This window comes from Saccharopolyspora rhizosphaerae, from assembly GCF_003931915.1.
Classification (GTDB): Bacteria; Actinomycetota; Actinomycetes; order Mycobacteriales; family Pseudonocardiaceae; genus Saccharopolyspora; species Saccharopolyspora rhizosphaerae.
The window spans coordinates 147,092-170,641 of sequence record NZ_RSAA01000002.1 but is presented as its reverse complement, the minus strand read 5'-3'; the positions used below and the strand labels follow the sequence as shown (position 1 = coordinate 170,641).

At 69.9% G+C, this 23,550-nt stretch carries 28 protein-coding genes; 12 read left to right on the top strand and 16 right to left on the bottom strand.

Translation table 11 applies throughout. From position 1 onward, the window contains the following. Window positions 1-266: 266 nt before the first annotated feature. Window positions 267-1,268, top strand: coding sequence for a TerC family protein (locus tag EIL87_RS03155; RefSeq protein WP_125088612.1), 1,002 nt, complete (start codon window positions 267-269; stop codon window positions 1,266-1,268). Between the two features lie 26 nt (window positions 1,269-1,294). After that, window positions 1,295-1,645 (top strand): TraR/DksA family transcriptional regulator, encoded by a 351-nt coding sequence (locus EIL87_RS03150; RefSeq protein ID WP_125088611.1) that lies wholly within the window; start codon window positions 1,295-1,297, stop codon window positions 1,643-1,645. Between the two features lie 554 nt (window positions 1,646-2,199). Here EIL87_RS03150 and EIL87_RS03145 read toward each other — a convergent pair. Further along, the gene (locus tag EIL87_RS03145; protein ID WP_199740218.1) at window positions 2,200-3,171 is read right to left on the bottom strand and encodes an acyl-CoA desaturase; all 972 of its coding nucleotides are present in this window, start codon (window positions 3,169-3,171) and stop codon (window positions 2,200-2,202) included. Window positions 3,172-3,386: 215 nt separating this feature from the next. Here EIL87_RS03145 and EIL87_RS03140 point away from each other — a divergent pair, with 215 nt between their 5' ends. Next, complete coding sequence (locus EIL87_RS03140) at window positions 3,387-3,644, top strand: SHOCT domain-containing protein (RefSeq protein ID WP_233575985.1); 258 nt, start codon at window positions 3,387-3,389, stop codon at window positions 3,642-3,644. A 57-nt stretch (window positions 3,645-3,701) separates the two neighbouring features. Here EIL87_RS03140 and EIL87_RS03135 read toward each other — a convergent pair whose 3' ends face one another. From EIL87_RS03135 to EIL87_RS03125, 3 genes are all read right to left on the bottom strand, one after another. Continuing rightward, window positions 3,702-4,865 carry a DUF4153 domain-containing protein gene (locus tag EIL87_RS03135; RefSeq protein ID WP_233575984.1) on the bottom strand — a complete coding sequence of 388 codons (1,164 nt, stop codon included), beginning with the start codon at window positions 4,863-4,865 and terminating at the stop codon, window positions 3,702-3,704. 87 nt (window positions 4,866-4,952) lie between these two features. Continuing rightward, window positions 4,953-5,132 carry a hypothetical protein gene (locus tag EIL87_RS03130; RefSeq protein WP_125088609.1) on the bottom strand — a complete coding sequence of 60 codons (180 nt, stop codon included), beginning with the start codon at window positions 5,130-5,132 and terminating at the stop codon, window positions 4,953-4,955. A 108-nt stretch (window positions 5,133-5,240) separates the two neighbouring features. Next, on the bottom strand, window positions 5,241-5,543 hold the full coding sequence (locus tag EIL87_RS03125; protein ID WP_125088608.1) for a hypothetical protein: 303 nt from the start codon (window positions 5,541-5,543) through the stop codon (window positions 5,241-5,243). Window positions 5,544-5,920: 377 nt separating this feature from the next. Here EIL87_RS03125 and EIL87_RS03120 point away from each other — a divergent pair, with 377 nt between their 5' ends. Next, a complete protein-coding gene (locus tag EIL87_RS03120) occupies window positions 5,921-6,805 on the top strand; it encodes a class I SAM-dependent methyltransferase (protein WP_233575983.1) in 885 nt (294 codons plus the stop codon). 210 nt (window positions 6,806-7,015) lie between these two features. Beyond that, the gene (locus EIL87_RS03110; RefSeq protein ID WP_125088606.1) at window positions 7,016-7,288 is read left to right on the top strand and encodes a GlsB/YeaQ/YmgE family stress response membrane protein; all 273 of its coding nucleotides are present in this window, start codon (window positions 7,016-7,018) and stop codon (window positions 7,286-7,288) included. On the opposite strand, the gene EIL87_RS03105 is transcribed toward EIL87_RS03110, so the two are convergent. The 5 genes from EIL87_RS03105 to EIL87_RS03085 form a co-directional block, all read right to left on the bottom strand. Then, complete coding sequence (locus EIL87_RS03105) at window positions 7,283-8,080, bottom strand: SAM-dependent methyltransferase (protein ID WP_125088605.1); 798 nt, start codon at window positions 8,078-8,080, stop codon at window positions 7,283-7,285. The genes EIL87_RS03110 and EIL87_RS03105 overlap by 6 nt on opposite strands. A 300-nt stretch (window positions 8,081-8,380) precedes the next feature. Further along, a complete protein-coding gene (locus EIL87_RS03100; RefSeq protein WP_125088604.1) occupies window positions 8,381-8,959 on the bottom strand; it encodes a DUF305 domain-containing protein in 579 nt (192 codons plus the stop codon). Window positions 8,960-9,025: 66 nt separating this feature from the next. After that, window positions 9,026-9,259: a hypothetical protein gene (locus EIL87_RS03095; protein ID WP_125088603.1), complete on the bottom strand. Its 234-nt coding sequence runs from the start codon at window positions 9,257-9,259 to the stop codon at window positions 9,026-9,028. An 814-nt stretch (window positions 9,260-10,073) separates the two neighbouring features. Then, entirely contained in the window at window positions 10,074-10,355 is a 282-nt protein-coding gene (locus EIL87_RS03090; protein ID WP_125088602.1) for a metal-sensitive transcriptional regulator, read from the bottom strand. Window positions 10,356-10,419: 64 nt separating this feature from the next. Then, window positions 10,420-10,641 carry a hypothetical protein gene (locus EIL87_RS03085; RefSeq protein WP_125088601.1) on the bottom strand — a complete coding sequence of 74 codons (222 nt, stop codon included), beginning with the start codon at window positions 10,639-10,641 and terminating at the stop codon, window positions 10,420-10,422. Between the two features lie 132 nt (window positions 10,642-10,773). On the opposite strand from EIL87_RS03085, the gene EIL87_RS03080 reads away from it, so the two are divergent. Next, window positions 10,774-11,694: an oxygenase MpaB family protein gene (locus EIL87_RS03080; RefSeq protein ID WP_125088600.1), complete on the top strand. Its 921-nt coding sequence runs from the start codon at window positions 10,774-10,776 to the stop codon at window positions 11,692-11,694. Window positions 11,695-11,736: 42 nt separating this feature from the next. Here the strand turns inward: EIL87_RS03080 and EIL87_RS03075 are convergent, their stop codons facing one another. From EIL87_RS03075 to EIL87_RS03050, 6 genes are all read right to left on the bottom strand, one after another. Then, entirely contained in the window at window positions 11,737-12,471 is a 735-nt protein-coding gene (locus EIL87_RS03075; RefSeq protein WP_125088599.1) for a ThuA domain-containing protein, read from the bottom strand. Then, entirely contained in the window at window positions 12,468-13,550 is a 1,083-nt protein-coding gene (locus EIL87_RS03070) for a Gfo/Idh/MocA family protein (protein WP_125088598.1), read from the bottom strand. The genes EIL87_RS03075 and EIL87_RS03070 overlap by 4 nt, the downstream gene beginning before the upstream one ends. 23 nt (window positions 13,551-13,573) lie before the next feature. Next, window positions 13,574-14,389 carry a carbohydrate ABC transporter permease gene (locus EIL87_RS03065; protein ID WP_125088597.1) on the bottom strand — a complete coding sequence of 272 codons (816 nt, stop codon included), beginning with the start codon at window positions 14,387-14,389 and terminating at the stop codon, window positions 13,574-13,576. Then, window positions 14,386-15,285 carry a carbohydrate ABC transporter permease gene (locus EIL87_RS03060; RefSeq protein WP_125088596.1) on the bottom strand — a complete coding sequence of 300 codons (900 nt, stop codon included), beginning with the start codon at window positions 15,283-15,285 and terminating at the stop codon, window positions 14,386-14,388. Before EIL87_RS03060 ends, EIL87_RS03065 begins: the two co-directional genes overlap by 4 nt. Then, a complete protein-coding gene (locus EIL87_RS03055) occupies window positions 15,285-16,562 on the bottom strand; it encodes an ABC transporter substrate-binding protein (protein ID WP_125088595.1) in 1,278 nt (425 codons plus the stop codon). Before EIL87_RS03055 ends, EIL87_RS03060 begins: the two co-directional genes overlap by 1 nt. Before the next feature lie 109 nt (window positions 16,563-16,671). After that, window positions 16,672-17,895, bottom strand: coding sequence for an ROK family transcriptional regulator (locus EIL87_RS03050; protein ID WP_125088594.1), 1,224 nt, complete (start codon window positions 17,893-17,895; stop codon window positions 16,672-16,674). Between the two features lie 162 nt (window positions 17,896-18,057). On the opposite strand from EIL87_RS03050, the gene EIL87_RS03045 reads away from it, so the two are divergent. The 6 genes from EIL87_RS03045 to EIL87_RS27300 all read left to right on the top strand — a co-directional run bounded on the left by EIL87_RS03045 (window position 18,058) and on the right by EIL87_RS27300 (window position 22,573). Next, the gene (locus EIL87_RS03045) at window positions 18,058-19,185 is read left to right on the top strand and encodes a Gfo/Idh/MocA family protein (RefSeq protein WP_233575982.1); all 1,128 of its coding nucleotides are present in this window, start codon (window positions 18,058-18,060) and stop codon (window positions 19,183-19,185) included. Beyond that, on the top strand, window positions 19,185-20,108 hold the full coding sequence (locus tag EIL87_RS03040; RefSeq protein WP_233575981.1) for a sugar phosphate isomerase/epimerase family protein: 924 nt from the start codon (window positions 19,185-19,187) through the stop codon (window positions 20,106-20,108). The genes EIL87_RS03045 and EIL87_RS03040 overlap by 1 nt, the downstream gene beginning before the upstream one ends. 26 nt (window positions 20,109-20,134) lie before the next feature. After that, entirely contained in the window at window positions 20,135-20,914 is a 780-nt protein-coding gene (locus tag EIL87_RS03035) for a sugar phosphate isomerase/epimerase family protein (protein ID WP_125088593.1), read from the top strand. Window positions 20,915-21,080: 166 nt separating this feature from the next. Beyond that, complete coding sequence (locus tag EIL87_RS03030) at window positions 21,081-21,362, top strand: hypothetical protein (RefSeq protein ID WP_125088592.1); 282 nt, start codon at window positions 21,081-21,083, stop codon at window positions 21,360-21,362. 140 nt (window positions 21,363-21,502) lie between these two features. Then, window positions 21,503-21,883, top strand: coding sequence for a hypothetical protein (locus tag EIL87_RS03025; protein ID WP_125088591.1), 381 nt, complete (start codon window positions 21,503-21,505; stop codon window positions 21,881-21,883). A 231-nt stretch (window positions 21,884-22,114) separates the two neighbouring features. Further along, window positions 22,115-22,573: a LapA family protein gene (locus EIL87_RS27300; protein WP_233575980.1), complete on the top strand. Its 459-nt coding sequence runs from the start codon at window positions 22,115-22,117 to the stop codon at window positions 22,571-22,573. Window positions 22,574-22,742: 169 nt separating this feature from the next. Here the strand turns inward: EIL87_RS27300 and EIL87_RS03015 are convergent, their stop codons facing one another. Beyond that, entirely contained in the window at window positions 22,743-23,531 is a 789-nt protein-coding gene (locus tag EIL87_RS03015; protein WP_233575979.1) for an NAD-dependent epimerase/dehydratase family protein, read from the bottom strand. Window positions 23,532-23,550: the final 19 nt, after the last annotated feature.

Sequence of the window (23,550 nt, the reverse complement as noted above, 5' to 3'; positions counted from 1 at the left end):
AGGCGACCGGAGGAGGAGCGTCTCACCGCACGTGCGAGCACAAGTCCAGTGTGGACGGGCGGAAGAATTGCCGTCGAGGATGAATCGGACGCCAGTGACCAAACTGCCTCGGCTGGTTGTGATTCATCTCCGGGCGGCCTGAAATTTCGTCCGAATTAGGTGGGATCGTCACGCTGATCGCTCGGGGGTCTGGTTCTCCAAACAGTGTTCTGCATGCACTCGTCGGTCGGGCGAGGAGCGCAGTCGTTCGGGGTGAGGGGACGCGGATGGACTTCCCGGTGTGGGTGTGGGCGGTGACGCTGGTCGCGCTGCTCGGCCTGATCGTGGCCGACCTGCTGGTGGTGGGGCGGCGACCGCACGCGGTCGGCGTCAAGGAGGCGAGCCTGTGGGTGGCCTTCTACGTCGCGCTCGCGGCGGTCTTCGGCGGACTGCTGTTCACCTTCGCCGGGTCCACAGCAGGGGCGGAGTTCTTCGCCGGGTACGTCACCGAGTACAGCCTCTCGGTCGACAACCTGTTCGTCTTCGTGATCATCATGTCCCGCTTCGCGGTTCCCCGGGAGCACCAGCACCGCGTGCTCTACATCGGCATCCTGATCTCGCTGGTGCTGCGGGCGGTCTGCATCGCCGCGGGTGTGGCCGTGCTCCACGCGTTCAACTGGGTGTTCTACCTCTTCGGCGCCTTCCTGATCTACACCGCGATCAAGGTCGCGCGCGACGCCGGCGACGACGAGCCCGACGACGAGGGCAGCGGCATGATCGGCGCGTTGCAGAAGGTCGTGCCCACGACCGACACCTACGACGGCGGCAAGATGCTCACCCGCGTCGACGGCAAGCCGACCTTCACACCCCTGCTGCTGGTCGTGGCTGCCCTCGGCCTGGCCAACGTCATCTTCGCGCTGGACTCGATGCCGGCGATCTTCGGGCTGACCCAGGACGGTTTCATCATCTTCACCGCCAACGCCTTCGCGCTGATGGGGCTGCGGCAGCTCTACTTCGTCATCGGCGAGCTGCTCGACAGGCTGATCTACCTCACCTACGGGCTGGCGGTCATCCTCGGCTTCATCGGGCTGAAGTTGATCGTCGAAGCGCTGCACGGATCGCACGTCGAGGAGATCCACGTCCCGGTCCCCAGCATCGGCATCGCCGCCTCGCTGGGCTTCATCGTGCTCACCCTGGCGATCACCGCGGTCGCCAGCCTCGCCCGGTCCCGCGGCGAACGGCGGGGCGCCGCCCCCGAACCGGTGACCACGGGTGCGGACCCGGAATAATGCTCGCCGCACCGCGTTGACCAGGCATGGCGCGCAAGTCGTCGGAGAGGCTCCTCGCCGAGCAGCGGAGCGAGGTGCAGCACCGGATCGAGTCGCTGCAGCGACACCTCGCGTCCATCGTCGAGTCGGCCACGTGGACGGCCAACGACGACGAGCACGACCCGGAAGGCGTCACCATCGCCTACGAGCGCGCCCAGACCCAGGGCCTGCTGGTCGACGCCAAGGCGGAGCTCGAAGCTCTCGACGAGGCCGCACGGCGCGTCGAAGAGGGCACCTACGGCCTGTGCCAACGCTGCGGCAAGCGCATCAGCAAGGAACGCCTCGAAGCGCTCCCCGCAGCCACCCTCTGCATCCGCTGCACCTCAGCCCGGCGCTGACCCCGCACCTGTTCGCACTTCGCGCGAATTTCGATGGCCGCGCGCGTGACCTGGTACGACACGCCGGGAGGTGCAGAGTTCCCGGCCGTGTGGGGTCGGTGCCTCTCTGCCATGTCGCCTGAGGCTCTCTGTTGTGTCGGGCACGGTTCTCTGCTGTGTCGGGCACGGTGGATGAGAATTCCGCCGCGCGTTCCTGCGCTCGGTTGCGGAGGCGCGGGCTCACCCACTCGAACGGATGCGGAAGGAAGGGTCTGCGTTCTGCCTCCCCTGCGCCTCAGCCACCGCTGACAAGCACCTGTTCGCGCGAAGTTCGACCTCGAAACTTCGGGTCGCACTTCGCGCGAAGTTCGAACAAGGTGTGCGTGGCCTGGTACGACACGCCGGGAGGTGGGAGTTTTCGGCCGTGTCGGGTGGTCATGGCCTCGACTGGGCAGACCGGCTCGTAGGCACCGCGGGCGACCGGGTGAGGGGCAGCCCTGCGCGTTTCCGTGCTCGGTCGCGGGGCGCTTGCTCGCCCTGCTCCGCCGGGGCTGCCGGAGCCTCTGCGGTGGGGGTCAGTCCTTGCCGACGGCGAGGCGGGAGAGGCGGTTGGGGGTGGGCCAGCGGACGTGGTGGACCCAGCCGGCCTTCTCGAACAACCAGATGACCCGGGCCGAGATGTCGATCTGACCGCGCTGCACGCCGTGCCGGGCGCAGGTCGGGTCGGCGTGGTGCAGGTTGTGCCAGGACTCGCCCATGCTCAGGATCGCCAGCGGCCAGAAGTTCGCCGCCTTGTCGCGGCTCTTGAATGGCCGCTCACCCACCAGGTGGCAGATCGAGTTCACCGACCACGTCACGTGGTGCAGGAACGCCACGCGGACCAGCCCGGCCCAGAAGAACGTCGTCAGCGCGCCCCAGGCGGTCCCGGTGATCAGCCAGCCCATCAGCGCGGGCAGCAGGAAGGACGCCACGGTCAGCGGCCCGAAGAGCTTGTGCACCAGCCGCATGTCGGGGTCGGCGAGCAGGTCGGGCACGAAGCGCTCCTGGTTGGTCAGGTCGCGCTCGAACACCCAACCCATGTGCGCGTGCCAGAAACCGCGCACCAAGGCGGCGGGCGAGGTCCCGTACGCCCAGGGGGAGTGCGGGTCACCTTCCCGGTCGGCGAAGGCGTGGTGCCGGCGGTGGTCGGAGACCCAGTGCATGATCGGCCCCTGCACGGCCATGCTCGCCACCACGGCGAGGGTGATGCGCAGCCACCGCTTGGCGCGAAACGCGCCGTGGGTGAAGTAGCGGTGGTACCCCACCGTCACACCGAGGATGGTCAACGCGTACCAGCTGGCCGCGAGCGCCAGGTCCCACCACCGCAAACCCCATCCCCAGGCGAGCGGGACCGCGGCCACCAAGGCGAGCAGCGGTCCCAGGATGAAGAAGTAGACCGACACTTGCGGGCCCCAGGGCCTGCGGCCGGCGAAGACGGGTTTCGGGCCGGCGGTCTCAGCGGTGTCCAACTGGAGCTCCTCGAGTACGGGCGCGGCGGTCGCGCACATCCCACCCAACCCCGAATCCGCAGGTGATCGCAAGGAACGGGGCCGTGCCCGAGGGGTGAACGCCGGATGTTCCCACCCACCCCGCGTGCGCAGCGTGCGCACGTCGTCGCCGTCGGTCTACGACACAGGCAGTAGTGCAGGTGTCGCTCCTGGTCCGACGACCCGCGCGGTGTTCCGGCCGATCCTGGGTTCACCGACGAGGAAGGTGAGCAGTGATGGTGACCGAACTCCTGATGCAGTGGGGCCCGGGTGGCCCGGGACCTGGTGGGCACGGCGGAGGACCGTTCTGGATCTTCGGCGTGGTGTGGTTGGTGCTGATCGCGGCGCTGATCGGCACGGTGATCTACGCGCTGCTGCGCAAGACCCGGCGCCCCTCGGCGACCGAGAGCGCGCGTTCGATCCTCGCCGAGCGCTACGCCCGAGGCGAGCTCAGCGGCGAGGAGTACCGGGAACGGCTCAGCGAGCTGAGCTGACGGACGCTCCAGTGGAGATCGGAACCCCGATCTCCACTGGACACGTGCCTGCCGGGCTCAGGGGCGGGTGAGGTGGTCGGTGAGGTTCCAGCTCCGCCAGTCCTCCTCGCCCGTGCGGTCGGTGATGTCGAGGACGATCGGTTGCTCGATCTCGTCGGGCAGCCGGTGGATCTCCGGCAGCGCGTCGGCGGTGAGGGTCACGAGGTAGTCCGGGTCGATCTTGCCGGTCTGCTCGAAGCGGGTGACGTTGGCGCCGGCGACCACCCCTTCCGGGTTGACCGCGGCCAGCGCGAGCAGCGCGCCCACGGTGGTGGCGAGCACAGCGGTGGGCAGCCACGACGCCCGCAGGCGCACTCCCGCCGCGATGATCATCGCGTAGACGACGCCGAGCCAGATCTCGCAGGTCATCACCAGCAGGCGCAGCACGGTGTAGCCGTAGGCGTCCTGGTAGGCGGACATCCGCGCCAGCGCGGAACCGACGATGACCAGGGTGAGCACGGCCAGCGCCCCGGCCAGGCCGCGCAGCAGGTTGCGCTCGGCCCGTGTGCGCTTCGGGGCCCAGCGCGCGGCGGCGGCGATCACCGGCAGCGTCAGGATCGTCACCAGCGTCAGCTGCCAGAAGCCGCTGCGGGCGTAGGCGGAGAAGGTCAGGCCCGCGCTGTCGCGCACGTGCTGCGGCCCGCCGAACAGCGAGGCGGCCTGCACGACGATGAACAGCGCGAACAGCGCCACCAGCACCCCGATCGGCACCGCCCACTCTGGTCCGCGCAGGGTCTGCCGCTCGCCCTCGGGCGGGTCGAGCCGGGGCGGCCGCAGCGCGGTGAACGCCGCGCCCAGACCCATCAGCGCGAAGGGGAAGAACAGGAACGTCGAGCGGAACAACGTCTCGAAGTCCAGCTCGGGCACCACCGCGTCGGCGATCCGCGCGAAGTTCTCGTCGGCGCCGGCGAACAGCGCGCCGAACACCAGCACCAGCACCAGCGCGACGAGCACCGAGAGCGCCATCCGCATCGTCCGTCGTCCGCGCACCCGGCGCGTGCCCCGGGCAGCCCACGGCAGCGCCCGGCAGGCGGCGATCGGGATCGCCACGGCCGTCAGCACCAGCTCGCGCACCGCGCGGGCGCCGGTGATCGCCAGCGCGGCCGTGACCGCGGAGGTGAGCACGCACAGCGCGGCCAGCCACTCGGCGCTGCGCAGCGCGCACACCGACAGCAGCACCACACCGGTTCCCGCCCACAGCAGCCGACGGGGACCAGCGTTCCGGACGGTGTGCAGCAGGGCTGCTGCGGTGCACGCGCCGAAGAGGGTCTAGCCGATGCCGGGTTCGTCGAGCGGGATGAACAGCGCGGCTGCAAGCCCGGTGAGCAGCGCTGTGAGCAACGCTCGAGGTGCACCGGCCTCGGGGCTGGGCCAGAAGGAGTCGAACAGCGGCGGTCCCGCGAGGAACGGCGGCGACGCCACAGGTGGGGGAGCGGTGCGGTCGGACATGGTCCTCCAGATCGAAGCCGTGCTTCGCTGGAGACGCCGCGACCCCGGCGCGGGTTGTTCGCCCCGGGGCCGCCGCGGGTGAACGTGATCAAGTCGAGATGTGCGGGCTCAGGCCTTGCGCGCGGCTTGCCGGGAACCGGGGGCGGACAACCGGCCGCGGGCAGTGACCAGGGCGGTCCGCGCATCTTCCCGTTCGCCCTGGACCAGGTGCTCGGCGGCGGAGCGCACTGCGGTCGCGGCGTCCGCGGAGACGTCGATCTGCGGGTGCTCATCGAGCAGCCCGACCGCGCGGGTGAGCTCCTCGCGGGCGCGGTCGGCCGGGTCGTCCGGCTTGGTCAGCAGGTCGATGAGGGCCGTGTCCACCGCGTCGCGCAGTGCCGCCTCGGACGTGCTGTGCGGTAGTGCAGTCACGGGCCGGGATTCTATGCGCTGTGGAGCACAATTCTTTCCCACGTAGATCACCCACACGGGTAAAAGTCTCTGCAGTGGTGCAACGGCTCTTCGAATGCGTTTCGTCTATTCTTCTCCCGCCCGAATTCCACTCCGAAATGGTGGTGGGAAGGCTCTCGAACGACCGTCCTCAATCCGCGGTCTGTGTGCATTTCGCCTGGTTGGAACTACTTTCGGAGGTTCGTCCGCTCTGCGATGTGCCTTGGCGCACATTTAGTTGTGCCACGCAACTAACTTGTTACGGTCACTGCCAGTGCCGATTTCTGCTCGGCGCGTTCGGCGTGGATGACCGGAACGAGGGAGGTCCCGGGGCATACGGGGCCGGAAGGGCGCGAAGCGTGACAACTGACCAGCAATGGGACATCGTGACCAGCGTCGGGCTGACGGCGCTGGGAGTGGCGGCCGCACGGGCGCTGGAGACCCACCGCGATGACCGCCTGATCGCCGACCCGTACGCGGCGCCGTTGGTCAAGGCCGCGGACGCGCAGGTGCCGATGCCGACCTCGCCGGAAGAGGTGGCCCAGCTGCCGGAGGACTCCATCTGGGGCCAGGCGCAGATGGAGGACTACATGGGAGTGCGTTCGCGCTACTTCGACGAGTTCTTCACCGCGGCGGGCGAGGCGGGCATCCGGCAGGCCGTCGTCCTGGCCTCCGGCCTCGACGCCCGTCCCCACCGCCTCGACTGGGCGTCGGGCACGACCGTGTTCGAGATCGACCAGCCCAAGGTCCTGGAGTTCAAGCAGACCGTCCTCGACGGACTCGACGCCACCCCGAAGTGCGAGCACCGACCGGTGGGCATCGACCTGCGCGACGACTGGTCCTCGGCGCTGCTCGCAGCCGGCTTCGACGTGGAGAAGCCGACTGCGTGGCTGGCCGAAGGCCTGCTGCCGTACCTGCCCCCGGAGGCTGAGCAGCAGCTGCTGATGACCATCGACAAGCTCTCCGCGTCTGGCAGCCGCCTCGCCGTTGAGGACTTCAAGAACGTCAGCGCCCTCTTCGACGACGAGAGGATGGCCGAGGCCGGGAAGGAGTGGGGGCTCGACATGCGCGAGCTGCTGCACTCCGACGACCGCCCGGAAGCTCCCGGCGTGCTGCGAGGCTTCGGCTGGAACACCGAGGTCGAAGGTGCGGAGGAGAAGGCCGCCCGCTACGGCCGGGACCTGTCGGGGACGTTCGTCCAGATGGCCGACACCAGCCGCTTCGTCGAGGCCCACAAGGGCTGAGGTCCCCGGGTCCGGGAGGCGTCCTCCCCGAGCGCGTCCGCGCCCCGTTCAGGACCGCCCTGAGCGGGGCGCGGGTAGCGGCGGTTCCGCCGCAGGCGCGGGAGTGGGCCGCACCAGCCGGTTCCGGGTGAAGACGATCACCGCGACCCGGCGAGCCTTACCGGCGTAGCCTGGAGATCCACAACGTCCGCGAGTGAACGGGTGATCTCGGTGTTCCTCACAATCCTCGGTTGGATCGTCTTCGGTCTGATCGCCGGCTTCCTCGCCCGCGCCATCGTGCCGGGCAAGGACGACATCGGCCTGCTGATGACCATCGTCGTCGGTGTTGCCGGTTCCGTCGTCGGCGGTTTCGTCGTAGGCCTGCTCACGGTGGGGCTGCGCGGCTTCCAGCCCGCCGGCTGGATCGGCTCGGTCGTCGGCGCGGTGATCGTGCTGGTCGTCTACAACAAGCTCACCGGGCGCAAGCGCCGGGTCCGCTCATAGCCTGCGGCCCACGCCCACCAGCGCGGTGAAGCGCTCCGGGTTGTCGCCGACCTCCGAGGGCGAGACCGGCCGCCACTCCGGCAGGAAGACCAGGCCCGGCTCGACCAGCTCGAAACCGTCGAAGAACGCGCCGATCTCGGACCGGGAGCGGAACGTCATGGGAGTGGCGGTCCGCTGCCGGTAGAGGTCGGCGTGCTCGTCGGCGACGTCCGGGCGCCCTTCGTCGGTGGCGTGCGAGATGGCCAGGTAACTGCCTGGAGCCATCGCCTTCCGGTAGCGCGCGATGATCTCGCGCGGGTGGGCGTCCTCGCCGACGAAGTGCAGCAGCGCCACCATCATCAGCGCGATCGGCTGGTTCAGGTCGAGCAGCTGGGCGACCTCGTCGGAGTCGAGCACAGCCTCCGGGTCGCGCGCATCGGCTCGCACGATGTCGGCGTCGGGGTTGTCGGTGAGCAACTTCTTGCTGTAGGCCACCGCGACCGGATCGGTGTCGACGTAGACCACCCGGCTGCCGGGTGCCGCCAGCTGCGCGACTTCGTGCACGTTGCCCACGGTCGGGATGCCCGACCCGAGGTCGAGGAACTGGCGGATGCCCTGCTCGACGCAGTAGTGCACGGCACGGCGCAGGAACGCGCGGTTGGCCTGCATGATCTGCGGCAGCTCCGGCCACATCGCGATCGCCTCGTCGCCCATCTGGCGGTCCACGGCGAAGTTGTGGCTGCCACCGAGGTAGTAGTCGTAGACCCGAGCCGCGTTGGGCTTCTCCAGGTCGACCTCGTCCGGCTCGGACATCGCGAACCTCCTCACGGCGGGCGTGCGCCCAAGCCGTGATGTTAGTGCTCGGTCGACCCGAAGTGGTGTAAAGCGGCGGCCACGGTTCGATCGCAGAGTCGTACCACCGCCCGACCTGAGCGCTCGGCCCGCGGGCCGAGCGCTCAGGTCGGGCGGTGGGGGTCGAGATCGCGCGTCTGGTGTGGACGGTCGCTCGCCGGAAGAGGGGCACAACCGCGCGCTCCCGTGCCGACGAACTCGCGGCGGAGCCGCTGTTGCGCCCGCCTCGCCAGGCGAAGCGGTTCTGCGCAGAACGCCGGCTCAGTGCTGGGTGAGCATGGTGCGCATCGAGTCGATCTCGGCCTGCTGACTGATCATGATCTCGCGAGCCATCTGCTGGGCGTCGGGGAAGCTGCCCTTCTCGACCTCGGTGCGCGCCATGGCCACCGCGCCCTCGTGGTGCTTGATCATCAGCATCAGGAACTTCTGGTCGAACTCGGCGCCCTGGGTGCGACCGAGGTTGATCATCTCGTCGCTGGACATCATGCCGGTCATCGCGTGACCGCTGTGAGCGCCGTGGTCGGACTGCTGGGCGTTCCAGTCCCGCAGCCAGCCCCTCATCTTGTCGATCTCCGGACCCTGCGCTGCCGAGATCCTGGCCGCGAGGTCCTTGACCTGCGGCGACCCGGCCCTCTGGGCGGCCATCCGGGACATCTCGATGGCCTGCTCGTGGTGCGGCACCATGCCTTGCGCGAACATCACGTCGACGTCGTTGTGCGCCGGGGCGGTCTGCCCCGGAGGTGCCGCGGGAACGGGGTTCTCGGCCTGGCCGCATCCGGCCAGGACTGCCAGGGACAGGGCGGCGCCGAGCGCGGCGACACCCTTGCGGAGGTGCTTCATCGGGAGTTCCCTCGTGGTCGGTTGGCTGGAGCAGGCGTGACCGGTCGCGCCGGTGCGCAGCGCCGATCAGCGCCGGAGCACGCCGCGTGCGGCGAGCCGTCGAGGTGAGGGGTCCGGAGGTCGCGCCCGCTCCAGTGTGCGTCGCAGCCGCAGCAGCGACACCTCGACGACCACCCCGGTGAGCAACCGCAGGCGCGGAACCATCAGCCCGAGGGAACCCGAGCCACCAGGCGCACCGGCGGCGCCCATGCCCGTCGAGCCCGCCACCCGCCACCGTCGACGACGCTCCGGACTTCGCACCGCGCCCTCCAGCCTCGAGCCCGGTGCCAGGACGACCAGCAACCTCGAAGCAGGTGCCTTCAAACTTCGCGCGAAGTTCGACGCCAGACGTCCCACGTCGGATTTCGCGCGAAGTTCGAACAGCAACGCTGTGAGCAGCCCACGCACGCCGGTGGCCGAAGCGCCCGCGTGCCTCGTCCGGGGCGTCCGCGCCCTCTTTGAGCGGACCAGGCGCGCGAGCCCTGTTCGAACCTCTCGCGAGGCTTGAGCAGCAACCTTGTGCGCAGCCCAGACACGCCGGCGGTTTCGAAGCGCCCTGGCGCGTTGAGGCCCAGCGGTCCGCGACTTCCTCGAGCGGAACCGCCGGGCTAGCCCTGTTCGAACCTCTCGCGGAATGTGAACAGGAATCCTGTGCGCGCCGAGACACGCCGGTCACGGAACGGTCGCGTGTGTTGGGTCCGGGGGACTGGCGGCTTCTTCGACGCGGAACCGGCGCGCTAGCCCCGTTCGAACCTCGCGCGAAGTGTGAACGGCAAGCTTGTGAGCAGCGCAGACACGCCGGTGGTCACGGAGCGCCCGCATGCGTTGGGCCCGAGGAAGGCGCAAGCGCCTCGCCTCGAGCTGCGGCTTTCCCTGTTCGATCCTCTCGCGAGGTTCGAGCGGGGGAGGGCGCCAGTGGTTCCCGGTCGCCGGAGGTTCTGAGGGGCTGGGGCTTCGTGGTGAGGGCGTGACTCCGTCACCGGCGAGCATCAGCGGCGACGGAGTCGAGCTGAGTTCATCCGGTGGTCGCTGGGAGCGGCGCCGCTGTGCGCTGGGACGTTCCAGCGCGGAGTTGTCAGGACTTGACCAGGCGGGCGATCGCGTCGCTGGCTTCGCGGATCTTGGCGTCCGCTTGGTCGCCGCCCTCCGACATCGCCTCGGAGACGCAGTGCTTGAGGTGCTCGTCGAGCAGTCCCAGCGCGACCGCTTGCAGCGCCTTGGTGGTGGCCGAGACCTGCGTGAGGATGTCGATGCAGTACTCGTCGTCCTCGATCATGCGCGCCAGGCCGCGGACCTGGCCCTCGATGCGACGCAGTCGCTTGGCGTAGTCGTCCTTGTTGTGGGCGTAGCCGTGCATCGAATTCCCTCCCTGGGCTGGTGGCCCACCACCCTTTATACCCCAGGGGGGTAAGCGGGGCCAGTCAGAGGAACTCGGACCGCACGGTGGGCGTCTCGACCGGTTGCCGCTGCTCGGTGCGGCGCAGCCACAGCCAGCCGCCGAACTGCACGAGCGCGGCACCACCGGTCAGCGCCACCGCGATGAGCGCGTACGCCGGCCAGCCGTTGATCACGCCGAGCACCACCGCCACGGCGAAGAACAGCAGCGTGCGCACCAGCAAGATCCCAAGTCGGCTCTTGTCCATCAGGCCGGACCACCTCCGACGCCGAGTCTAGGCGGCTTCGCCGCGGCGTCCGTCCGGGCGTGCGGTGTTGACGCTGCGTGGTCGTGTTCTTACTTTTGATGACACGTGTCCCCACATCGAACGGAGCGTCACATGCCCGAACCGCTGGGTCCGGATTCGCTGATGTGGCGGTACTTCGGTGACTGGCGCGGACTGCTGCTGGCGCTGTGGGCGGGGTCGATGCAGAACATGCACCCGCAGCTGGGCGCCGGGGTGGAGGAGCACTCCGAGTTCTTCGACGAGCGCTGGGAGCGGCTCTACCGGTCGCTGTACCCGATCGGTGGCGTGGTCTACGACGGTCCGCGCGCGGCCGAGACGGCGCGGCTGGTGCGCGGGTTCCACAACGGCATCAAGGGCGTCGACAAGCACGGCAGGCCCTACCACGCGCTCAACCCGGAGACGTTCTTCTGGGCCCACGCGACCTTCCTGGTGATGCCGATCCTGATCAACGAGCGGCTCGGCAAGCCTCTCAGCGAGCAGGAGAAGGAGCAGGTCTACGCCGAGGGGGTGCAGTGGTACCGGCTCTACGGCATGAGCATGCACCCGGTCCCGCCGGACTGGCCGAGCTTCCAGCGCTACTGGGACCACATGTGCCGGGAGGTGCTGGAGGTCAACAAGGCCACCGTCGACGTCCGCGACGTCTCCCGGATCGGCAAGCCACCCCTGGTCCGCTGGCTGCCCGACCCGGTCTGGCGGCTCCTGCGCCCGCCGACGGTGCGGCTTGTGCACTGGTTCACCACGGGCTGCTACGACCCGCCGATCCGCGAGAAGCTCGGCCTGCGCTGGACCCGCCGCGACGAACTGCTGCTGCGCGTGGTCGGCCGCACCTTCGCCGTGGTCTGGAGCCTGGTGCCCTTCCGGTTGCGCTACCACCCCCGGGCCCGCGCCGCCTGGCTGCGGGCCCAAGGCCGGATCCCCGCCAACGCTCCGCTCGCGGAGACGCCGCCCCGCAACTACCCACCGGTGGAGAAGCGGGGCGACCCCAAGCACTACTACCCGGCCCGAGCCACCTGACAGGGCTGGGCGCGGGACGTCACCGACGGCGGCCGCGCGAGATCAGCGCCAGCGGCGGGCCAGGTTGGCGACCTCCGGGGGTGTGCGCGGGCGCTGCGGCTGCGCCGCCCACCGGATGCCGTTGGCGAGGACCGTGCGGACCTCGGGCTGGTGGTAGACGGGGTAGCGCTGGTCGCCGGGGCTGAAGTAGAAGATCCGGCCGTTGCCCCGGAAGAACGTCACACCCGAGCGGAACACCTCGCCGCCGTCGAACGAGGAGATGAAGACCAGCTCGTCCGGGGCGGGGATGTCGAAGAACTCGCTGTAGGTCTCCTGCTCGGGGATGACCAGCGGGTTCGGCACGCCCTCGGTGATCGGGTGGTGCGGCGCCACCGTCCACACCAGCTCCTGTTCGGCCTCGTCGCGCCAGCCCAGCGAGCAGGTGGTGCCCAGCATCCGCTGGAAGATCTTCGAGAAGTGCCCGGAGTGCAGCACCAGCAGGCCCATGCCGCCCAGGACGTGCTGCTGCACCCGGTCGACCACGGTGTCGTCGACGTCGCCGTGCGCGCGGTGTCCCCACCACAGCAGCACGTCGGTGTCGGCCAGGACCTCCTCCGTCAGCCCGTGCTCAGGATCGGCCAGCAGCGCGGTGCGCACGGAGGCGTCCGGCATCGCCTCCCGGACGCCCTCGGCGATCGCGCCGTGGATGCCGTCCGGGTAGATCTCGGCCATCACCGGCGGATCCTGCTGCGCCTCGTGAACGCCCTCGTTCCAGATGGTGACGCGCAGCCCGGTCACGCGACCGCCACCTCCCGCTTCTCGGCGGCCGAGCGGTAGCAGGCGTCGATCACCTCGGCGCGCCGCAGCGCCAGCGACCCGTCGTTGCCCGCCCACTCCTCCGGAGTGCCCAGCACCCGGACGAAGTTCTCCACCACGGCGGCGTGCGCGCGCCCCGGCTCGGCGGTGGGCTGGTAATCGGCGATCTCGCCGTCGTGGTCCCGGTACACGTGCAGGTCACCGACCTGCGCCTTGGTCGCGCCGATGGCCTTGAGCTCGGCGCCGCCCTCGGTTCCCAGCACGCTGAAGTCGATGAGGTCGGTGGGGTTGCGGAACGCCGCCCACGAGGTCTCCAGCACCAGGGTCCCGCCGCCCTCCAGGCGGAGGAACGCCGACGCGAAGTCCTCGACCTCGAAACCACCCTTGGACTGCGCCGTCTCCCACTTCATGCCACCGATGTCGCGGGGCCCCAGTTCGGCGTAGGTCACCGCGCTCACCGACTCCACCTTCGGCTCGCCCAGCAGGAACAGCGCGTAGTCCAGGACGTGCACGCCGATGTCGGCCAGCGGCCCGCCGCCGGCCATCTCGCGGTTGGTGAACCAGCTGCCGATCTTCGGGATGCCGCGCCGGCGCATCCACGACGCCTTGGCGTAGTAGGGACGGCCGAGCTCGCCGCCGTGGATGATCTCGCCGAGCTTCTGGATGTCACCGCGCAGCCGGTGGTTGAACGCCACGTCGAGGACCCGGCCCGCCGAGCGGGCGGCCTCGACCATCTGGCGTCCCTCGGTCCCGTTGCGGGCCAACGGCTTCTCGCTGAGCACGTGCACGCCGCGCTCGAGCGCGGCGATGGCGATGGGCGCGTGCAGGAAGTTCGGCACCGCGATGCTCACCGCATCCAGCTCGGGGAGGTCGACCAGCTGCTCCCAGCTCTCGAACAGGTGCTGCGCGCCGTACTTCTCGCCGAGCGCGGCGAGGGTGTCCGCCTCCTGCCCGGCGATCGCGACGATCTCGACGTGGGGCAGCGCGTCGTACGCGGCGAGGTGTTGCTGTCCCGCCCAGCCGACTCCGACGACTCCGACCCGGAACGTGGGGTCACTCATGCGAAAGAACTCCTTCGGTGTGTTCAGCCCTTGATCGCGCCGGCCGTCAGGCCGGCCACGATGCGCTTCTGGAAGACCAGCACGAGCACCAGCAGCGGCAGGGTGACGAGCACCGAGGCCGCGCTGATCGTGCCGATCGGGTGGTCGAAATCGCTGGTGCCCGAGAAGTAGGCGATGGCGACCGGCACGGTCCTGGCCTCCGGGGTGGACGTCAGCGTGACGGCCAGCAGGAACTCGTTCCACACCGAGATGAACACCAGGATGGCCGTGGTGGCGATGCCCGGCACCGCCAGCGGCAGGATCACCTTGCGGAACGCGGTGAACGGGCTCGCGCCGTCGATCAGCGCGGATTCCTCCAGCTCGAACGGAATCTCGCGGAAGAAGGAGGTCAGCACGAAGATCGCCATCGGCAGCGCGAAGGTGAGCTTCGGGATGATCAGCCCGGGGAGCGTGTCGTAGAGCCCGATGTCGCTCCAGATCTTGAACATCGGCGCGGCGATGGCGATGACCGGGAACGTGGTCACCGACAGCACCAGCCCCAGGATGATCCCCTTGCGCGGCAGCTTCAGCCGCGCCAGCGCGTAGGCCGCGAACGACGCCAGCAGCAACGCCAGCGAGGTCGTCACCACACCGACGATCAGCGAGTTCACCAGCGCCGTCAGGAAGTCCTCGTCCTGCAGCACTTCCACGTAGTTCTGCAGCGAGGCCGAACCGGGGTAGAGCGAGCCGGAGGAGAGCTCGGCACCGGTCTTGAGCGAGGTGTTGATCAGCCAGTAGAACGGCACCAGCGAAGCCAGCATCACCACCAGCGCGAACAGCAGGGCAAGAGCTCTCGTCATGACTTCTCCTCCGCGACCTCGCGGATGTTGCCGCCCGCGAACCGGATGTAGACCAGCGACACCGCCATCACGGTGATGAAGGTGAGGATCGACAGCGCCGAACCCGGGCCGATCAACCGTCCTTCGCGCAGCTCCTGGTAGGCGATCATGGACATCGTCTCGGTGCCGTTGGCGCCCTTGGTGAGCACGAACGGCAGGTCGAAGATCCGCAGCGCGTCGAGCAACCGGAAGATCGCGGCCAGGGCGATCGCGGGCCGCAGCAGCGGCAGGGTGACCCGCCAGAACGTCTGCCACCGGTTCGCGCCGTCCAGGTCCGCGGCTTCGTAGACCTCACCCGGGATCACCTGCAGGCCGGCCAGCACCAGCAGCGCCACGAACGGCGCTGTCTTCCACACGTCGGCCGCGATGATCACCGCCATCGCGTAACCGGGTTCGGCCAGCCACACCTGCTGGCCGCCGGGCAGCCCGAGGGCCCGCAGCAGTCCGGTGACCAGGCCGAGGTTGGACTCGAACATGGCCTGCCAGGTGATCGCCGAGACGACGGTGAGCACCGAGTAGGGGACGAGCAGGACCGAACGCAGCAGGCCCCGGCCCCGGAAGGCCATGTTCAGCAGCAGCGCCATCGCCACGCCGAGCACGACTTCGAGGAACACCGACGTGAACGCGAAGAAGAACGTCTGCCCGAACGCGTTCCACCACTCCTCGGAGACCAGCGCGTTCCAGTAGTTGCTCAGCCCGACGAACTCCGAGAGGCCGGCGCGGCGAACGCTGTAGACGTTCAGCGACAGCCAGATCGCGTAGGCGATCGGCACCGCCGCGACCAAGAACATGATCACCAGAGCGGGGGAGACCATCCACACGGCTGTGCGCCGCTGTTGCGCGTCAACTCGGCTCATCAGTAGGTCTCCTGGGCCTTCTCGACGTCCGCGGCCATCTCCCGCACGCCCGACTCGACGTCGGTCTGCCCGGAGATCACCGCGTAGACGTTGTTGTAGATCGCGCGCGACACCTGCGCGTACACCGGGGACACCGGACGCGGTTTCGCCTGCAGCAGGGATTCCTTGAGCTGGGGGATGAACGGCAGCTCGGCCCGCACCTGCGGGTCGTCGTAGAGCGCGGCGTAGACCGGGGCCTGCGTGGAGCGCAGCACCATCTGGCGCTGGAACTCCGCACTGGTGGCGAAGTCGACGAGCGCGACCGCGGCACCGGGGTTGTCGGACCCGGCCGCGATGGCGAGGTTCCAGCCGCCCAGCACCGCGGCCGGCTTGCTGTGCTCGTCGAAGGCCGGCAGCGGCGCGGCCTTGGTGACCGGACCGGTGTCGGTCTGCTTGACCAGCTTGTGGGCGCTGGGCCACTGCCGCAGGTACCCCGCCGCACCGGACTCGTAGGCGCGGCGCGCGTAGTCCTCGTCGTAGGTCAGGCACGCGCGGTCGATCGCACCGTTCTCCAGGCCCTGGGTCATCAGCCGCAGCACCTTGCGGGTCTCCGGCGAGTCGACGGTGACCCGGCCCGACTCGTCGATCACCGAACCACCGGCGGAGTACAGCAGTTCCAGGAAGTTGACCGTGAGGCCCTCGTAGCGCTTGGCCTGCATCTCGACCCTGCGGGAGCGGTCCTGGCCCGCCTGGGCGTAAACCTCGCTCCAGGTCTTGGGCTCGGGAACGCGGTCGTCGCGGTAGAACAGCAGCCCGGCGTTGGTGAAGAACGGCACCGCCCAGTCGCGCCCGTCGTAGCGCACCGTCTCCAACGGGTTCGGCAGCAGCTCGCCGCGCCGCACCTCGGTGAGCTTGGTGTGGTCGAGCAACCAGCCCTGGGTGGCCCACTCGCTGGTCCAGGTCACGTCGGTGATGTAGATGTCGCACTCCGACGAGCCGCCCTCCAGCCGCTGCAACGCCTGCGCGCGGGTGGAGTCGGTGTCCTGGCCGATCTCGACGTAGTGCGCGCTGAGCCCGTTGCCGCGCGCGTTGAACTCCTCGGTGAGGTGCTCGAAGACCCCGGTGTCGCGCACACCGCAGATCGTCACCTCACCCTTCGCGCCCCGCGCCATCGCGGGGTCGGCGGCGGCGACCTCGGGAGCGTGTTCGCCCGGAGGGCCGGTCGGGGGAGCGCTGGCGCACCCGCTGAGGGCCAGCGTCGCCATGGCGATGGCGGCCCACGGCCGTGGTGAAGGCATGGTTGTCTCCGCTTCGCGGTTCGTCGGCGGTGACGCCGGGAGGATCCGGGCACCGGTCGAAACGGCGGGCGTGAGACGGATGAGATCGTTGCCGCGCGAACGCGGGGTGTCAAGAGGTTTCGTGGACCAATCGGTGGATCCCCGCCGGGGACAGCACGTCCTCGATCCCGGCGACCACGGCACCCGCGAGACCCGCCGAGCGGCCGAGGGTGCTGTTGGCCAGCGCCAGGTGTCGGGTGGCCAGCGGCAGCGCGCGCCGGTAGACGACGCTGCGGACCCCGGCGAGCAGCTCGTCACCGACGGAGGTGATCAGTCCACCTAGGACGATGCGTTTCGGGTTGTAGAAGTGCACCAGCATCGCCACCACCTCGCCGATGGTCGCCGCGGCGGTGCGGATCCGGCGGATCGCGGTGGCGTCACCGTCGCGCAGCAGCTGTGCCAGGTCCTCCATGGTTTCCGGTCCGCCCTCCTCGGTGCGGAGTTCGCGCAGGACCGCTGCGGCGGAGGCCACCGCCTCGACGCAGCCGACGTTGCCGCACTGGCAGGTCACCTCGTCGGCTCCGGGCACCCGGATGTGGCCGATGTCGCCGGCCGCCCCGTCCGACCCTCGGTGCAGCTCACCCGTCGCCGAGACGAGGCCGCCTCCGATGCCGGTGCCGATCTTGAGGAACAGCAGCGGCGACTCCTCGGCGGGCAGCGCCCGCGCTTCGCCGAGCGCCATCAGGTTCACGTCGTTGTCGACCGAGGTCGTGCAGTCGAAGCGCTCGGCCATCGTCTCGCCCACCGGGAAGCCGTCCCAGCCGGGCATGATCGGCGGCCGCACCGGCATCCCCATGTGCGAGTCGACCGGTCCGGGCAGGCCCATGACCAGTGCCTTCGCCTCCGCAGGAGCGACGTCGGCGTCGCGCAGCATCGTCCGCAGCTTCTCGGTGAGCACGTCGAGGGACTTCTCCGGGCCGACCTCGATGTCCAGTTCGACCTGCTCCTCGGCCAGCACCCCCTGCCCGAGGTCGGCCACGGCCAGCCGGCTGCTGTGCGCGCCGACGTCGGCGCCGAGCACGACGCCCGCGCGCGGGGCGATCGCCAGCCGGTGCGCAGGCCGGCCGCGGCCCCCGCCGCCGAGCGCGCCCCGCTCGGCCACGACGCCGGCCGAGATCAGCGCGTCCAGGTGGCTGTTGACGGTGGAGCGGGACAGCCCGCTGTGCTTGACCAGGTCGGCGCGGCTCTCGGCGGTCCCCGAGGCGATGAGCCTGGTCAGGCCGCTGAGCACCAGGTCCGCGTCCGCCCGCCCGGACGTCCTCGGCACGGTCAACCGGACCGGATCCCACCCCATGCTGGCCCCTCACGGTGATCGAGCGTTATTTATGACCGGAAAGAAAATAAATCATAAACCTTGTCGGTTTAAAAGAGGAGTCCTAGCGTGAGCGGCGACGAAAATCGGGCGTGAGACACCCGTCGTCATCAGAACTCATCGACCATCGGGGAGGCGGGGCGCGTGAGCCCTGGTAAGCCGCGGCGCGCCGCGATCGCGGGCGCCGGCATGATCGGCGAGGTGCACCGGAGGTCCGCGCTGCTCGCCGGCGCCGAGATCGCCGGCGTGCTCGCGTCGACACCGCAGAGGTCGTTGGAGAAGGCAGGTGAGTGGGGCGTCGGCGCCTTCGCCACGTTCGACGAAGTGCTCGCCGACGACAGCGTCGACGTCGTGCACATCTGCACCCCCAACGCCACGCACGCTCCGTTCGCCGAAGCGGCGCTCGCGGCAGGCAAGCACGTGATCTGCGAGAAACCGCTGGGGATCACGCTGGACGAGGCCGAACGGATGGCCGCCGCCGCGAACTCCAGCGAGCTGGTGGCCACCGTGCCGTTCGTCTACCGCTACCACCCGCTGGTGCGCGAGATCCGGGCCCGGCGCCAAGCGGGCGAGTTCGGCGACTGGCACCTGCTGCACGGCAGCTACTTGCAGGACTGGATGCTCGACCCGGACGCCTCCGGCTGGCGCGTCGACCCGGAGCAGGGCGGGGTGTCCCGCGCCTTCGCCGACATCGGTTCGCACTGGTGCGACCTCGTGCAATGGGTGTCGGGGGAGACCTTCACCGAGGTCTTCGCCGAGTTCTCCATCGCCGTGCCCACCCGGCCGGCCGCCGGCGGCGCCAGCTTCGCCGGTCCCAGCGGGGACGCCGACGATCGGGTCGAGGTGCGCACCGAGGACACCGCGACCCTGCTGCTGCGCACCGGCAGCGACGTGCTGGCCTCGGCCACGATCTCGCAGGTCGCGGCGGGCCGGAAGAACCGGCTGTGGTTCGAGCTCGACGGCTCCCGCGGCAGCGCGGTGTTCGACCAGGAGAACCCGGAGCAGGTCTGGCTCGGCGGTGCCGAGAGCAACGAGGTCCTCGTGCGCGACATCGGCACCGGTTCCGCCGAACACCGCAGGCTCTCGAAGCTGCCCGCCGGCCACGCGCAGGGCTACGCCGACTGCTTCGACGCGTTCGTGGCCGACACCTACGCCGCCATGGATGGCGAGAACCCCGAAGGACTCCCCACTTTCGCCGATGGACTCCGCTCGGCCCGACTGGTCGACGCCGTCGTGCGCGCAACCGGAAACCGCTCCTGGACGAAGGTGTGATGATGCGACTCGGAATGCTCACCGCTTGTCTGCCGCAGTGGACGCTCGACGAGGTCGCCGGCTGGGCCAAGGCCAACGGTTACGAGGCGTTGGAGGTGGCGGTCTGGCCGCGCACCGGCGGCCGGGACTTCGAAGCCGCGCACCTGCCCGTCGCCGACTTCGGCCCGCAGCAGGTCGACGAGACCAAGCAGCTCTTCGAGCGGCACGGCCTGGAGCTGTCGGCGTTCGCCTACTACGAGAACAACCTGCACCCCGACCCGGCTCGGCGCGAGGAGATCCGCACCCACCTCAAGCACTCCATCGACGCCGCGCAGGCGCTCGGCGTGCCCTACGTGGGGACCTTCATCGGCCGCGACTGGACCAAGTCGGTGGCCGACAACCTCGCCGAAGGGCAGCGGGTGCTGCCCGAGCTCGTCGACTACGCGGGCGAGCGCGGAGTGAAGCTCATCGTCGAGAACTGCGTCATGGAGGGCTGGCACCCCGACGGGTACCCCGGCAACCTGGCCTACTCGCCGGAGCTGTGGGAGTGGATGTTCTCGCTGGGCTTCTACCTCAACTGGGACCCGTCGCACCTCACCTGGATCGGGATCGACCCGGTGGAGACCATCGCGCCCTACGCCGACCGGATCGTGCACGCCCAGGCCAAGGACGTCGAGCTCAACCCGGCCGACCGCAACCGCTACGGCTTCTTCGGCAAGGTCGACAAGGGCGAGAACCCGTGGGACATGGGCTGGTGGCGCTACCGCGTTCCCGGCCTCGGCCAGGTCGACTGGCCCAAGGTCGTCGACCGGCTCTACGAGCACGGTTTCACCGGGACGCTCTCGGTCGAGCACGAAGACCCCGTCTGGGGCGGTGACGACGAGCGCATCACCCAGGGCCTGCGCATCGCGCAGCGCACCCTCCGGCCGTTGATCGTGGGTTGATCCCCCTCTCCGAGAGGAAGAAGTCCTTGCCGACTCTTTCGGTGCAGCTCTACAGCGTTCGTGACCAGATCGCCGCCGATCAACCCGGAACACTCGCCCGCCTCGCCGAGCTCGGCTTCCGCCACGTCGAACCCTTCGGGCTGGGTTCGCTGGGCAAGAGCCAGGCGGAGCGGCTGGCCGCCACCCGCGAGCTCCGCGCCGACCTCGACGCGGCCGGGCTGGCGGTCTCGGCGGTCCACGCCGCGCTGCCGAGCGTGGCGGAGCTCGCCGAGGAGTGCGCCGAACTCGGCGCCGACACGGCCTTCATCCCGCACCCGCGCCAAGTTCCGGGCTTCGGCGAGAACACCTTCACCGACGCGGCCGCGGTCGACGCCTTTGCCGACGCCCTGGGTCAGGCCGTGGCCGAGGCGCCGGACGAGCTCGCCCTCGGCTACCACAACCACTGGTTCGAGTGGGCCGAACTGCCCACCGGCCCCGCCTACGACCGCTTCTGGCAGCGGACCCACCGCGGGCTCCTCGCGGAGCTCGACGTCTACTGGGCGGTCGCGGCGGGTGCCGACCCCGGCGAAGTCCTCCGCGCCTTGGGCGACCGCGTCACCGCGGTGCACCTCAAGGACGGCCCGGCGCTTCGCGACGCCCCGCAAACCCCGCTCGGCTCCGGCGCGCTCGACGTCGACGCCGTCCTCACCGCGGTCGCCGAGATCCCGTGGCACGTGGCCGAGATCGACACGACGGACCTCGACCCGTACTCCCTGCTGGCCGACAACGCAGCGGTCCTCCGAACCCACGGCGCCACCTCCACCTGATCCACCGCCGCGGTTCGCCTGCCACGTCACCCGAGCATGGGTGAGGCGATATTTCGCGCGAGATGTCACCCCACCCCCGCAGGGGTGAGGCGAGTTGTCCACAGGGCACCAGGTGCTCTGCAGATCGTCGCTTTCGCAGTGACACGGCTGCGTTCCCGTGGCCACTGTGTCCAGCGTGGACCACTCGATCGTCGTGCCGCCGCGTGCCGCGGTGCCGCTCTTCACCCGTGCCGAGGCTCGCGCGCAGCGCCTGTCCGACCACCACATCCGCAGGCACTTCCAGCGAGTGGCGCACGGGATCTACGCGGTGTGGGACGCGGCCGTGACGCACGAGCTGTGGTGCCAGGCGTTGGCTGTGGTGCTACCGGCGGACGCGATCATCACGGGCCGGTCGGCAGCGAACCTCTACGGCCTCGCGCTGCCCACCATCCCGTCGAGGTGCTCGTAGGCGAGCACAAGTACATGAACCGCGGGCGTGTCGTGCGCGCGTGGGCCCGCAAGTGCGATCCGGGGGAGCACCGGAGCGGGGGGAGGATCCGGTGTGCCGAGCCCGTCCGCGCCGGGTACGACACCCTCGCCCGCAATGCCGTGACCTTCGGCGTCGCGAACTGCGACGCCATGCTGCGCGCCGGTGTGGTCGGCTGGGGAGAGCTGCGGCGTTTCCTCCGCCACCACGGTCGTTACTACGGTTCGCGCACGGCCAAGCGGGCCTTCGCACTCCTCGACAGCAGAGCGGAGTCGATCCCCGAGTCGGTCCTGCGCGTTCACCTCAACCTGGCCGGCCTGCATCGTGTGCCGCAGGTCGACGTCCACGACGAGTGCGGGCACTTCGTCGCGCGGGTCGACCTCGCGATCGAGCAGCGCAAGGTCGCCATCGAGTACGACGTGAGTGGCACGCCGCTGAGCCGCAGCGGGAGCGCGACCTGTACCGCCGACGCCGCCTCGACGAGTGCGGTGGGACCGTCGTGACCCGCGACGAGCTCTAGGCAACCCCGAAGGGGTCGTGGACCGGTGAGGCACGCCCTGGCGAGCACCGCGTTGCGCTGACCGCCGACACGTCGACCGCCTGCAACACGCCGGGAGCGTTGATCTCGCGCGACATGTCGTTACCCCCGCTCACGACCGGGGTTGGTATCGAACAGGTGACAGGGCGGTGTGGGGGGTGGGGTGGCCGGTGGGGTGCGGTTGATGATGGTTGGTATGTCTGAGAACGGGTCGAAGGACGTCGGAGCTGGGCCGGAGCGCAGGGCCGACCCCTCGGAGCTGACCGCCGAGGGTGCCGCTGCCGGGAACGGCACCGCCGAGGGCGCCGGAGCGGGAGCCGGCGGTGCGGGTGCCGTGGAGAAGGCCGGGGACACGCGCGAGACCGAGACCCGGCCCGGAGCCGGGCGGCACGAGCTCGCCGCGAAGCAGAGCCGGACCGGGACGCTGTGGGCCGCGCTGGCCGTCGCCGGTGTCGTGCTGATGTTCCTGCTGATCTTCGTCGCGCAGAACTTCGTGGCCGTGACCGTCTCCTTCCTGGGCCTGGAGTTCAGCCTGCCCTTGGGACTGGCGCTGTTGTTCGCCGCCATCGTCGGCGGTGTGCTGGTCTGGCTCGCGGGCACCGCGCGCATGGTCCAGATGCGCCGGGCCGCCAAGAAGGCCAGCAAGCAGGGTTAGGAGCTGACGGGACCGGAGGCGGCGTGGTGGACGCGACACCAGCGTGCGCGGACGTCGTCCTGGGGCCGGAACCAGCGGCACGCCCCGGAGGTGAGCACACCGGGCATGTCGACACACCCGGCTGACCCCCCGTGCACCGAGCCGCCCAGCCCTGCGCTCGGCCGAGCAGCTAGTTCGGCGCGCCCAGGGGTGCGGTGGTGAAGGGGCCGCCGAGGAGGTCGTGGTCGGTGCCCGGGGTGACCTGGGAGGCGAAGACCTCCGCGTCGTCCTGCGGGCGGTAGCCGAGCGCTTCGGCCTCGTCCAGCGGAACCGGGCGCCGGGTGTTGGCCGACACTCCCCAGATGACGCGGTAGCCCGGCGACCGGCACGACAGGCAGGCCTCGAAGAGCCGAGCTGCGTCGTCGGGGGACAGCCACAGTCCCAGCCCGCGTTCGTCGTGCACCTCCTCGAAGCACGAGCCGATGCGGAGGCAGATCACGTCCATGCCGAACCGCGAGTGGTAGAGGCTGCCGAGCGCTTCCACCGCCGCTTTGCTGACCCCGTAGTAGGTGTCCGGGCGCGGCGCCGAATCAGCGGCCAGCGTCGCGGTTTCCGAAACCGGCCGGAACCCCGCGGCGTGGTTGCTGGAGGCGAGCAGGACCCGGGGCACCTCGGACTTCCGCGCGGCTTCGAGGACCGTGCGGGTGCCGTCGATGTTGACCGAAAGTGTTTCGGCCCAGCTGTTCTCGCGGCTGTGCCCGGCGAGGTGGAGGATCGCGTCGACGTCCTCGCAGGCCAGCGCCATGGTGTCCGCGTCGGTCACGCTGCCCTCGACGATCTCGACGTCCTCGCTCGCCTCTGGCGGAGCCGGCCGGGTGATGTCCAGCAGCCGCAGCGTCCGGCCCTGCTTGCGCAGCCGTGGCCGCACGAGGGTGCCGATGCCGCCGGCCGCGCCGGTGATCAGGATGCGTTCTGACACGGTTTTCCTCCCCGTGGCA

What these genes read in the sequence shown, in the direction of transcription:
- EIL87_RS03145 (WP_199740218.1), bottom strand. Translation starts at nt 3,171, where the DNA reads ATGTGCGCGACCGCCGCGCCCGTACTCGAGGAGCTCCAGTTGGACACC.
- EIL87_RS03105 (WP_125088605.1), bottom strand. Translation starts at nt 8,080, where the DNA reads ATGTCCGAGCCGGACGAGGTCGACCTGGAGAAGCCCAACGCGGCTCGG.
- EIL87_RS03080 (WP_125088600.1), top strand. Translation starts at nt 10,774, where the DNA reads ATGCCCGAACCGCTGGGTCCGGATTCGCTGATGTGGCGGTACTTCGGT.
- EIL87_RS03085 (WP_125088601.1), bottom strand. Translation starts at nt 10,641, where the DNA reads ATGGACAAGAGCCGACTTGGGATCTTGCTGGTGCGCACGCTGCTGTTC.
- EIL87_RS03140 (WP_233575985.1), top strand. Translation starts at nt 3,387, where the DNA reads ATGGTGACCGAACTCCTGATGCAGTGGGGCCCGGGTGGCCCGGGACCT.
- EIL87_RS03090 (WP_125088602.1), bottom strand. Translation starts at nt 10,355, where the DNA reads ATGCACGGCTACGCCCACAACAAGGACGACTACGCCAAGCGACTGCGT.
- EIL87_RS03050 (WP_125088594.1), bottom strand. Translation starts at nt 17,895, where the DNA reads ATGGGGTGGGATCCGGTCCGGTTGACCGTGCCGAGGACGTCCGGGCGG.
- EIL87_RS03100 (WP_125088604.1), bottom strand. Translation starts at nt 8,959, where the DNA reads ATGAAGCACCTCCGCAAGGGTGTCGCCGCGCTCGGCGCCGCCCTGTCC.
- EIL87_RS03060 (WP_125088596.1), bottom strand. Translation starts at nt 15,285, where the DNA reads ATGAGCCGAGTTGACGCGCAACAGCGGCGCACAGCCGTGTGGATGGTC.
- EIL87_RS03055 (WP_125088595.1), bottom strand. Translation starts at nt 16,562, where the DNA reads ATGCCTTCACCACGGCCGTGGGCCGCCATCGCCATGGCGACGCTGGCC.
- EIL87_RS03070 (WP_125088598.1), bottom strand. Translation starts at nt 13,550, where the DNA reads ATGAGTGACCCCACGTTCCGGGTCGGAGTCGTCGGAGTCGGCTGGGCG.
- EIL87_RS03130 (WP_125088609.1), bottom strand. Translation starts at nt 5,132, where the DNA reads ATGTCCGACCGCACCGCTCCCCCACCTGTGGCGTCGCCGCCGTTCCTC.
- EIL87_RS03040 (WP_233575981.1), top strand. Translation starts at nt 19,185, where the DNA reads ATGATGCGACTCGGAATGCTCACCGCTTGTCTGCCGCAGTGGACGCTC.
- EIL87_RS03065 (WP_125088597.1), bottom strand. Translation starts at nt 14,389, where the DNA reads ATGACGAGAGCTCTTGCCCTGCTGTTCGCGCTGGTGGTGATGCTGGCT.
- EIL87_RS03150 (WP_125088611.1), top strand. Translation starts at nt 1,295, where the DNA reads ATGGCGCGCAAGTCGTCGGAGAGGCTCCTCGCCGAGCAGCGGAGCGAG.
- EIL87_RS03155 (WP_125088612.1), top strand. Translation starts at nt 267, where the DNA reads ATGGACTTCCCGGTGTGGGTGTGGGCGGTGACGCTGGTCGCGCTGCTC.
- EIL87_RS27300 (WP_233575980.1), top strand. Translation starts at nt 22,115, where the DNA reads ATGTCTGAGAACGGGTCGAAGGACGTCGGAGCTGGGCCGGAGCGCAGG.